This window comes from Flavobacterium pedocola (assembly GCF_053764385.1).
In genome coordinates this window covers 92,932-105,918 of sequence record NZ_JBSNCR010000006.1, presented here as the reverse complement: position 1 = coordinate 105,918, position 12,987 = coordinate 92,932, and the positions used below count along the sequence as shown (strand labels likewise).

General features: G+C 41.1%; 2 protein-coding genes. Both read right to left on the bottom strand.

The features are described from left to right. Positions 1-5 precede the first annotated feature (5 nt). Positions 6-6,935, bottom strand: coding sequence for a choice-of-anchor J domain-containing protein (locus tag ACWPKD_RS13725; protein WP_455413262.1), 6,930 nt, complete (start codon positions 6,933-6,935; stop codon positions 6-8). Positions 6,936-7,034: 99 nt separating this feature from the next. Beyond that, positions 7,035-12,875 carry an Ig-like domain-containing protein gene (locus ACWPKD_RS13720; protein ID WP_455413261.1) on the bottom strand — a complete coding sequence of 1,947 codons (5,841 nt, stop codon included), beginning with the start codon at positions 12,873-12,875 and terminating at the stop codon, positions 7,035-7,037. Positions 12,876-12,987: the final 112 nt, after the last annotated feature.

Genomic DNA, 12,987 nt, shown 5'->3' with positions numbered 1-12,987 from the left:
AGTTTTTAATATTGTCTGTTGATGTATACCCAACCGGTAACCGTTGAGTTATCTCCTTTTACGATATTGTAGAAATACGTTCCGTCCGGTAATTTTTCGCCCTTGTTGGACAAACCATTCCATTCGTTTTTATATCCCGCACCGAAAGAATACACTTCCATACCGTATCGGTTGAAAATGATCAATTCTTTTACATTCAATCCTGTAAGATCGAAGCTGTCGTTATCACCGTCCCCGTTCGGAGAAATACCTCTTGGTATAATTCTGCAAGGACTGCTGGTTACCTGGAAATCCTGAGTAGCAATGCATCCCGTTGCATCCACAGTAACTGTAAAAGTTACAGGGAAATCAACTGATGGATTTTGCGCCAGATATTCATCTACATTAAAGATGGCACTGTTTGTCCCAACGGTTAAATTGTTTTCATCTGTCCAGGTATAGTCAACCGCATTTGGATCGAATGAACCGTCTACCGGATTAGCCTCCAACAATAAGGATTGGTTTTCACAATAATCTTCGACAGCAACCTGTGGCGCTTCATTGATCGTAATGATAACATTATCCGTACCTGCCTGATTACAACCTTGTTCCACTACCGAATAAGTCACGGTGTAAACACCCGGTGCGCTCGTGGTAAGATTGATTGCTCCTGTTGCAGCATCGATTGTTAATCCTGTAGGTGTAACTGTAAAAGTACCACCCGTTGTAAATCCTGCATCTGTTGACATTATCGGAGCGGTTCCGCCGGTACAATACATTTCACTGTCATAAGCAAACCCAACTACCGGGATCACCAATTCGTTTACGTTCACAACAATTGGAATTCTTGGTCCAACACATCCTCCTGCATCCTGTAAAGCAACATAGTAAGTTGTTGTTCCTGCTGTAACGGTTGATGGAACCGGAGCATTTGTATCTCCTGTACCTGTTACCGGATCCGTAAACCATACTAGTGTATAGCCTGAAGGCGCTGTGGCTGTTAAGGCCGTAGCTGTTTGACTGGTACAATACGTAACCGGTGAGGTCACCGAAGGAGTTCCGCTGAAACCTTCATATGTAATTGTTATTGCTTTTTCACAGTAGCGTGTTTTCCAGTAATAAGTATACACGCCCGGTGTATTGTATCCTGAAATAGCCGTTGTGGAAGCAGTAGGTGTCTCGATTATAGTTACTGCCGGGTTATTTGCATCAGCAACCCATTCTCCCTGTCCTGAAGCGGTAACATTTACCGAAGTTCTGTCACAGGTTAAAGTCTGATCAGGTGTAACAATATCAGTATCAACAACAAATTTAGCAGCATCCAATAAGTGACCATTTATATGGCCTCTTGTTCTGAAAATAAATCTTGTTACGGTTTGTGCTGCAGGAACAGTATACGTTCCCGTTCTTAAGCTCCAAATCAATGAAGCTGAAAAATGCTCTGTTACCATCGTAAACGGACCTGATGGCGGCCCTGCCCACAATTCTACAGTTGTACCGGTTGCAGTACTTCTGGTTGCCGAAGCAAAACTATATTTCACTTTTTGAACCTCAGCAGGCGTTTGAATATCGGTATAGGTCCCTTTGATATTAGGATCGGACGGATTCCATGAACCTGTTGAATCGTTCGTTAGCTGAATACACTGAGTCCCATCATAAGGAACTACCGAAGCAGAACCCGATGCCTCCTGGAAGAAAATTGTACCAAAATCAGTATTGGTTCTCCATCCCGGAACCACCTCCGATTCTACAATCGTGGCGACGCTCGTTGTAGACTGCATTGGTAGTTTTTCAAAACTGTAATTGAAATTACTAACATCACAAGTATTTTCCGGAGTGCTTACACAAATATCAAACATCTTAGGAGAGCTAATTGTCTCATTAAGCTTAACTCTTACTTTATAAGTATTACCAACAGTTAGCTCAGATGAATACATCGTAGTTAACGAGTTGTTATCGCTACAAGCTTTCTCTACAAGAGAACCATCCGGTTGTACTTCATATAAAGATAACATAATCTTAGGCCAAACTCCCTGGGTTGCGTTCGTCCACCAGCTACCTGGAGTCCAATTGCTTAATTCAACAGTTTGAATTTTCGAAGTTGCCACGAATTGGTACCAGATATCTCCTCCGTTTACGCCTCCACAAGAGGTCGGCTCACTAGAAGCGTTTGCTCTGGTAAAGGTAGCTTTAGTTCCTTTAACATCACAAGTTCCGTTTGTGTTCACAGGAAGAACGATTGCCGTCTGAGGCTCATCATTTCTAATGAACACGTATGGTCCTGTCCAATAACTCTTATCGGTTGAACTACAAACTGCTCTTACGAAGAATTCGTTAGTTCCTGCTGTAGGGTTAAGAAAATCTGAAGCTGTTGGGGTATAGCTTGGTGTACCCGTTACAAGAACACCTGTCTGAGGAACAGCTCCTAAGCCTAACGGTTGTACAAAAACTTCCCATTGTGTTTCTGAACCACCCGGAGTCCATGAAAGCACACCTAAATTATTAACAGTAACGTTAGTAGGTTGCGCACATGTAACTGCACTACAATTTGAAACTCCTGTATAAACATTGGTATTAATTGCTTGTGCACCAAGTGTAGTGCTATAAACCACAGTTCCTGTATAGTCTCTGATTGTTATCGATGCATTTGGCCATGAAAGTCCGTTACCGGAGCCTCGCCAATACAAGTTCCATTCAATTCCTCTACACAAGAACACATCATAATCAATAACAGTTGGCTGGTTAGGTGCCACTCTCGGGAAAGTAAGAGATTGCTGTACCACACCATTTTGCACCACATCTATAGCCTGGTATGCCTGAGCTCCGCCTCCGTTTGATAACGAAACCGTGTATTGGCATATATTCGACAAATCACACTTAGTAAGTAAATCGATTGGTCCAACCCAAGCACTTTGTGAACTACCGCCACAAATTGCTCTTACATAATATTGGTAACGCGTGGAAGGTGTAAGTCCTGTTAATGTATACGGATGCACAGTCGTTGTACGTAAGTATTGCGGCTGCGTGTTTCCTACCGGAGCAGTCGTTCCGTAAGGCTGAAGGGAAATTTCCCATGACGTCTCAGAACCGGTTGTCTGCCAATCGATTTGCGCTGTCGTATCAGTAATGCTATTAACATTGGTAACAACATTAATTACCGACGGACATGTCGGAATATTTTCAACAATTACATTATCGATTACTACATATGATCCCCTTAAACCTTCAGGACCCGGTGTACCTGGCGGCACCTGAAATGCAATATTAATATTGGTAGGAACTGTAATACCGGTAAGGTTGATTACCATTTCCCTTACTTCCGTATTATTTATGGTTCCGGTAACGTCCGTATCATAAAGAGTGGTCGTAAACTGAGAAATATCCGTTCCGTTTGTTGAAAGTTTAACTTTTAAATCATTCCCGATTACAGGCTCATAATGACTTTTGTAATAAAAGCGTAATCTTTGATTTGGTTGTACTGTTAATGTTGGAGAAATCAACCAATCATTACTGTTACCGTTTGTATAACAATTCAAAGCAGCCGTTTGCTCTCCAAAAATAGGATTCACCGGCAAATTCAAATCCCATTGATTTCCGTCTAAATTACTGTTTACAATTGTCCAGCAAGATTCTGTTGGAGAATTTGTTTCAAACGTTTCAAGGAATGGTGTTGACAATACATTACATGCGGTTTCAAATCTAAATGGACCGATCCATACACTCTGATCAGAACCACAAATAGCCTTAACATAATACTCATATATTGTATCTTGAGCCAAGCCTGTTGCATTATAAGTCGGGGTTGTGTTAACTACTGTTCCCGAACCTGTCGGTATACCGGAATTTACAGGCTGGACAACAATTTGCCATTGTGTTTCCTGATATCCTGGTGTCCAACTCAAAGTTGCAGACGTTGTTAAAATATTAGAAGCTGTTAACACTGAAGGAGCCGGACAAGCGATAGCGTCCTCAATACTGAAATCATCTATAAAAAGTACTCCTGTATTAACAGGCTGAACTACAGTTGACGGGACGTGGAATGCAAAGTAAGCAGGTCCTGTTCCGGTAAAAATCACAAAATCTTCTTCGTATTCACCATTTGTAATATCATGAGCAGGAATCAATACCGTTGGATTGCTCATGTTCGGGGAAGACGACATTAAAACCTCAAAATTACTTCTTTGCTCAGGGTTAAAAATATCGGCACTCACTTTACATTTAAACTTCAACATTTTTGTCCCCACTACGTTCACCTGAGCAGATATCAGGTAATCGTCAAAAGATACAAAAGGATTGAAAGGAAGATCTCTACCTCTTATTGTTGCCTGAGTGGCATCTATAGTCCATTGGGATCTGCCGCCATCATTATTTCTGTTATCAACCGACCAACAGAACTTCTTGGTATTTAAGTCGTTATCATTCAAACTTTCGAAATATGGTACAGGCTGTGCATCACACAATGTATTAAATCGTACTGGTCCAACCCATTCACTCTGAAGTGTTGCAGAACAATAAGCTCTGATGTAATATTCATAGCGAGTAGAAGGTGTTAAACCTGTTTTCAGGAACGGATTGGCACTAACCAATTCTCCGCTTCCTGTAGGAACACCAGAATTTAAAGGTTGTACGGCAATTTCCCACTGCGAGTTATTAATACCGTTTGTCCAGTAAAACTCTGCTTGGGTTTGTGTAATTGAGCCAGCGGTTACGCCTGGATATTGTGGTGGAGAACAAGCCGGTAAATCTTCGATCTTAACATCATCAACATAGAAATTCGTTGATGTTTGAGGATGACCCGGTTCTACATGCCATGCAATGCTGATATCCCCTACTACATCAGCAGGAATAGCCACGATTCTTTCCATCCAGTTGTTTCCTGTTTCGTATGTAGCAAGAGGTATTAACACTCTGGTAAAACTAGGTGCCCCCACTCCTGTTGTAGAAATTTTAACCGAGAAAGAAGATTCTCCTAAAACATAGCCTGTACTGTTGGTATACCCTCCAAATCCTTTAAATTTAAAGCGAAGTTGTTTTTGAACAACCCCATCCAAATGAACCTGAGGCGAGATTAACATATCATTGGTTTGTGTACCTGAATTCATTGTATTAATTCTCGCAAGATTACCTTGTGGAGCTCCTGGTGAAGCATCAGTAGAATAAACGAACTGTGACCCGTCACCATTCAAATCCAATATCGTCCAACATGGCTCCGGATTAGTGGAAGTTGCAGTGTTAAAGTTTGTAGAATATGGTGTTGGAAAAACATTACATAATGTTCGGAACGGAAATGCATTACTCCACGCTCCCGGTGTCCCACTACATACTGATCTCACATACAAATTATAGGCCGTATCCGGTGTAAGCCCACCAGCCAGATTGTTTAAGTTAGTAGTTGTTGGCGTTAAAACATCCGAAGCAATTGGGGCTCCCTGCGAAGCCGGTTTTGCAATATACTCCCAGTTACTCACTAAATTCTGTGGGTTACCCCATGAGAATCTTGCACTGGTTTGTGTTAAGTTATCATAAGAGATTCCTGCCGGAGTAGGACAAGATGGTTGTGATAATGTAAAAGTGAAACAAATACTGGCTCCAGGCTGCGCAGCATTATATTGATAAGGCGAAGAAATTACAAAATAGTAAGTCTGCCCCGCCTGCAAATACACGTTAGGAAGTTGCCCTTGTGTTCCATTATTGGAAGTACTGCCTACGGCAAGCCCCCCTAAACAGTTTGCAGTAGTACCGATACCGGTACAGCTGTCGAAAATAAAAACACTTGCAAGACTGTTATAACATTGAGAAGCTGAATTAACATTCGTCGCCAAACTTACGTTAACCAAACCTGAAGTCGTTGGTGTATAGGATAAAAAGGCATGATCCCCTAACAACAAGTTCTGGGTTTGACCCACAGGCTGACAACTTAACCCCTGAGAATTCATGGGTGTGTAATTTGGTGATGGATGGAACGTGCTTAAGTTCGTACTTAAAGTGTATCCTGTTGTTGTTACCTGAGTGGGTGAAATAACGAGAGGTGTACTACAATCCAAACCTAATCTTGATGTTGTAACCGGGAAAGGACCCGCCCATCCACTTGCTGTTGTAGCATCACAAATTGTTCTGATGTAAACATCGTATGTAGTACCATCGGTTAAACCCGTTGCATTATAGGATAAACCATTTACCGGCGTACCTGAAGCTGCAATACCCGCTCCTTGAGGAACTATCTGAATTTCAAAGTTAGTTGCTGAAGAATGGGGCCAGCCGATCAGTCCACCGTTGGCTGACATTGTCGAAGTGATTCCTGTTACTTGAGAACAGCTTGAAATTACTCTTGCGTTATCTACAAACCAAGTATCTCCGCTGGTAGCAGTAGTCCCGGTTTGTTGTGTTATAGCCACAAAAGCTACATAAACAGGTATTCCTGCAGGAATGGAAGGAACTGTTACTATCTTTTCTTCCCATGTAGTGGCAGAAACGTTTAATTGTGCTTCTGTCCAGGACTGTAAAACCACATTAAAACTGGCAATATCCGGCTGACTTGCAGTGGATAACCTAAGCTGATAAACCGTACCTCTGTTAGTAAAACTCCCTTGCTTGGTAAAGAAGCGAATTTCAGTATCTGTAGGTGTGGTGAATTGTGGTGAAATCAAAAAATATTCTGCTGTTGTACCAACAGTGTTATTTAATGATGGATTTACCATAGCTCCCGGCGTACCCAAATATCCTGCTGCTGGAGCAGTGGGCACCCAGTTATTGGTAAAGGTTTGACTTCCAGTAATTGCCCAAGTAGCTGGTATACCACTATTAAAATCTTCTAATGGCAGCTGTGCAAAAGCAGTATTGGAAAACAATCCAAAGGTTAACATCATTAGGAAGCTAACTTCAAAGCGCATTCCTGAATTCAGGAAGGTTTTAAAAGCAAACATCCAATTTGATAAGGTTGATGGTTCTTTTTGCATTTCTCTAATTTTTTATTGTGAAATATCTGTTGGGGTGTAATCCTTAAATATGAAAAAGTAAGACAACCGTTTCGATTGCCTTACTTTGGCTTCATATCCTTAATTCTTAATTACTTTAAAGGATTGTACTTTGTCTTCTGAATACACTTTAACCAAATAAGTAGATGCGGTTAACGCGCCTAAATTCAATTGAATTGTATCAGTATTCGCTTCTAAAACCCTCACTTGCTGACCTAACATATTGTATAGTTCAACTCTGGTTATCATGTCTTTTGCAGTTATTGTCAATTGATCTGAGGTTGGATTCGGATAATATTTCAATTCCGCAATTTCAAAATCATTAGTTCCTAAACATGGGCCTTGAGCCAAGACCGAAAATCTAGGTCCTTCACAACCATTTAAGGTTTGAGAAACATAATAAGTTGTATTTAAAACCGCTGTTGTTGATGTCGGTAAAACGTTTCCTGCATTTGGAGCATCGTACCAAGTAAAAGTAGCTCCGCTTCCGCCGTTAACCATAAAATCAGCTATAGTTCCGGTTGTACAAGAATCCTGAGATGCGTTTCCGGTTGGTGCTGGAGTATTACCAACAGTTGCCGTAACCGCTACTCTTGGAGCGCTGCAGATATCCGTAACATTCAATTCAAAGAAATTGTTATAATCAAGATTTGGAGTAGCAAACAAACCTGCCACACTACCGGTAACACTTAAGGAACCTATTCCTACAGGAGCATTTTCATTACCGATTTTACCGATTGCATTGGCTGAAGATAATCCGGAAACTACTAAAAGTTTGTATCCGCTACCAGCCGGAATGTTATAATTTAGGTTAACCACATCAAAAATTCCTGCACTGAATGCACCTGTGTTTACCGTCGGTGTATAGGTAACAGCTGCAGTTCCCGGAACCTGATTACCGTTTTTATCAAATAGTTTGATTGTAATCGGTTGTGGAAGATTCGGAGCTGTTTGTTTAGGGTGAATCTTAACGGAATTCAATCTGATGTTTGTTTCTGCATTGAAAATCAAACCGCTGAAATCTGTTGAAGATGAAGTCGTCCCTGAAAATACTCTTCCTGCTGTATAAGCCGTACCTGCAGACTCAGCCCCTACATAGTAAGTTGTTGTTGCAGCCGGAGACGGAGCATAAGTTCCACCGGTTGCCAAAGCTGTTCCACCTGCCGGTAAATCATACCAAGTAATAGTTCCTGAAGAAGCCGATGCATTTAAAGTAACCGGAGTACTTGGAGTACAAGATGTCCCACCTGTAGCAGATGTAATGCTGGCCGAGAATACAACCTGAACCGGTGTTGAAGTTACAGAAACCGGTCCGAAAGGACATGTTACCACACATCTGTAATATAATGATGCCGTAGGATTCGTTGTATAAGTAGCTGAATTGGCTAATGAAATAGCTGTAAAATTCGTACCGTCTACAGAACTTTGCCACTGATACGTAACACCGTTACCAACCGTAGCATTCTGCAATTTCAAGGTTACAGCCTGCGTTCCGCACAATGGGTTCGGAGTCTGAACTGAAGTAAATGTTAAAAGTGTAGTCGATGTACTGGAAACAGTAGCCGCCTGAGACAATGTAAGGGTAGTTCCTGCTGCAGAAACTACAGTAGTCCCTGTCGGAATACCACTTCCGGTTACAGTTAAGCCCGGAACGATTAAAGCGTTTGCTGCAGCACCAAGAGTTACTGTAGCATTTCCGGCTACAATACCTGATGCAGTACTTCTTTGTGTATGAACAATTTGAGTATAAGACTGATCTGCAATTGTATTTCCAGGGTTAACAGTAGTACAGTTTGGATCTGTTCCATAACCAAAGAAGCCTGTGAACGAAGCTCCTGCTAGAGCAACATTTGTAGTAATAGTATTTGGAGTACCCGCTGCAAATGTAGCTGCTCCTAAATTGTTATACGTTCCCTGATCCGTTGAAGCCTGAGCAATAATGTTATTAGCAACAACAGCCGGAGCCCCTACTCTAACATTAAAATCAGCCAACGTTCCTAAACTTCCGTTTCTGGTTACTTTCCATCTTGAAGTAGTGCTTAAGTTAGCCATATTTCCAGCTGCAGTACCTGCATTGGCATCAAAAGCTTCCGCTGTAAAATCACCACCACCGGTAACGGCTAAAGATATTGGCTTGTATGAAGTCTTACCTACTGGATAAAGTACAAAATTTGCATTGGTACCATTTGTTGGAACTCCTTTAGAGAAAGGACCTTCAATATAACAAGTATCACTAAAGTTACCCGTGATTACAGTTCCAAATGACAAATCGGGATTTCCTTGGTATAACGGAGTAGCTGCTGAAGTATGGATAATACCGGCTGTCATCGTAATAGATGAAACCACTCTGAAACCAGGAATAGCAATAGTTACACCCGCTGTACTGGTATTATTAATCGTAAATGATGACACAGCACCTATAGCACTTGTAGTCAATGCATTATAAAAAGCACCAGTACCTGAAATCGTTTGAGCTGAATTGGTAGCCACGGCTGCTCCATTTATAAAGTTACCAAGTGTTACCGATGACGTATTCATGAAGGCAGTACCATTATTAACAATATTTCCTCCAAAATAGTATGAACCGGTTGTTACCGTCTTTTTGAAAACACTTCCTGTAGTGATTGTGAAAGTATCCTGTACGTTTAAAGTATTTACGGTATTGAAAAATCTGTTTACACCGTCTAAAGCATTAACTGTTAATTTTCCTAACGATAATAACCCTCCTCCTTGAGCAAAGTTACATAAGTACCCATTAGTGGTCACAGCTGCTTTATCGGTAGAAACACCATCTCCAATTTGTAATGTATGGTTAGCTCCTGCCGCATAATTGTTAGGAGAGTTATAGGAAACTGCAAAGCTTCCTAAGTTTCCGTCATAGAAATTTAAGGTTACAGGATTTGTAACAAGTGCAGTTGTTGGTAATGATAAATCCAATCTTGTTCCTGAAATTGCACTAACGGTAGTACCTGGTTGAATTCCAGTCCCTCCGATAGCCTGACCAACAGTGATTGCCGGATTAGCTGCACTTAAAATTATAACAGAACAGTTTTGGGATACTCCAGAGAATGCAATTGATTGAGGTGCTGCAATTGGTGAAGTACCCAATCCGGTAACAGCATTTGACAATTTAACACCCGCAAAACCACTTAAATCTGAACCAAAACTTACCACAGTTGTGCCTGCAGGTATACCAGGTCCTGAAACAATCTGACCAATAGCAATATTTCCAAAATTTCCGGACGTTGGGAAATTGATAACATCACAACCATTGCTCATAGAGGAAAAAGTAATAGTAGCCGCACTTGCAATGTCTGCAGTAGTTGGTAATGACAAACCAATATTAATAGGAGAATTACTTGTACCATTTACAGGAGCAACTGAAGTAACTGTAGTTCCTGCAGCAATTCCGGTTCCGGACACTACCTGTCCCACTCCATATATTGCTTGGTTACTGTTAAAACCACTCATCTGAATAACAGTAGCACCTGTAGTAGAAGCTATATTTGTTGTTTTGGTAAAGTTACCGGTAGCTCCGTGTGTATTTACAGTAAAATCAGGTCCTGAAGTTGCAGTTGTAGCCACAGCATTATTGATTAGCGGGTCTACAATTGTAATGGTACCATTAGTTAAGTTTAGCGATGAAGTTTCTATTTTAAGAGAACTTCCTCCTACTCCCACACTATTAGCCGCAACACCACCTGCATTACTGTCGATGATGATGTCACCTCCTGTTTGATTAAAAGTACTTCCCGCTTTATGAGAAAGACCTCCGTTAACCGTTAAAGTTCCTCCAGATACCGTTAAAGTACCATAGTTAGCAAAAACTGCATTATTGTTTGTACATCCAACGGTTAAAGTATTAGATGCTTTAACTAATGTTGCTCCTGCTTCAATAGTCAAGCCTGCAGCGACTGCAGTGTTATTGCTTGTTACGGTATGGCCCGCAGCGATTTTTACAATATCATTACAAGTAGGTGGTAAATTAGTAGACCAAGTTGCAGGAGTATTCCAATCTCCTGAAGCAACTGAAGTAATTCCTGTTGTTCCTAAAACCGAAGTTGTATTTATACCTAAATAAAAAGGCGCTGCAACTAAGTTTGCCAAAGAAATGGTTTTTCTTGAAGCAAACGGAGTTGTAGTCCCGTTAATATGTTCACCTGTAACAGCTGATCCGCTGTACATAATTCTTGAAGTACCGTCGTTAGTTTCATAAGCACCTGTAGCATAAGCTCCGAAAGTAAAAGTTCCGGCAGCATTCGCATAAACAGTACCTGCTCCTGAACCTGCTGCAGTAACTGCCCAGTTTCCGTTATAACGGTCTGTTACAGTATAAGCCCCATCAGCAACAGACAAACCTGTTGTCATGGTGCCGGCATCTGTATAAGCAATTTCAATTTCACCTGCAGTAGTGGCTGCAGTTCCCTGACTGATTATATAAGCCGATCTGTTTTTCCCTGTATTGTTCACGATAGGATAAAAACCATTTGCATTCGGGTTGTGATCTGTTCCCGGATTTACCGCTGTACCTGTATTACTGGTTGGATACCATCTTGAAACGATACCTCCGACAAATCCGTTTCCGAAAGGAGCAACTACCGTATTTAAAGTGCCATAGTTCCCTAAAATGATTTTATTGGTTCCTAATCCAACTCTTGCTTTATTTAAGCGTAAAGCACTTTTAACTCTAACATTGTTTACATTCCAAACCACATTAGGATTAGCGGTACTGTTGTTAGTAATATTCAATTGGTTAATCATTCCGGAAGTATTGGTAGTTCCCGAAGCAATAACAGTTCCTCCGAAAATACCGGTTCCGTCTGATGTAATGGTCTGAACAGTTGAACCTGTTAAATCCAATTGACCTGCACCTATCGAACCTGATCCGACAGATATGTCTAATCTACCGCCTGAAGTTAAGTCAATGTTATGACCTACTTTTAAGGAACGGCCACTGGTTCCGTTATATACATTGAATCTTGCACCGGATCCACTAACCAATAAATCAGTATTAACCGAAAACTCTTCTGTATCTACTCCAAATTGAAGAACCGCGCCGGCCCCTGCAATAAATAAATTTTCAACACCTAAATTTCTGTTATCGATAGTAACCGTATGACCGCCATTGATAACTACATCATCCGTAGGGGAAGGCACATAACCCATATCCCATGTAGCAGGATCTGAATAATTACCTGATGCTATTGAACTCACCGTTTGAGCTCCCATTCTGGAAACCAAAGAAATATTATCGATAGCCAACGGAGGGTTTACTGCTCCAGTATTATTGGACCACATAAAAATCAAACGTACTGTTGTTCCTGCAAAACTGGCCGGAAGGAATCCGGTAGCTTTCTGAACTGTAGTCCCATTGATTACACCAAGAACTACAGGAGTTGCGCCTGCAAGAGGAGCTGTATTAGGAAACCCTGAAAAGGTAGGCATAGTATCACTTCCAACCGGTGTAACGCTGGTTGGTGCAGCATAAACCTGCCATGAGTTAGCACCAGCTCTCCAGTTGAATGTTAAAGCAATGTTTGTTTGACCTGCCGGTATAACCACATCACGATAAAAATACACAGCTCTGTTTTGTGCAGCACCAGCATAAGTGTTATTTACGCCGTTGTCTACAGAAATATAGGCAGAATTTCCGGTGATGGCTCCTGAGTTAACAGCAGACCCAACCACCCATTTAATAATTCCTGTCCCTTCATTGGCGACAGTCCATCCGTTTGCTTCAAATGTTGCTCCCGTATTAAACCCTCCATCCGTTGCCGGATTAATTAATGTAGTTTGGGAAAAACCATCTGTCAAACAAAAAAACGACAAAACAAGAAACGTTGCCTGAAGCAGTCCGTCTCTTTTTTTGGAATCAAAGTAATCTACTACTTTGTTGCGTTGTAATTTTTTTAGCATAATCATATTAATTGGTTTATTGTATGCTCAAAAATAATTACACTATTCCTATATAATTAGGTCATCCCTTTGCAGTTTCCTGAATTTTAAAAGCTAAAAAAACATCGTGAAGCCTTTA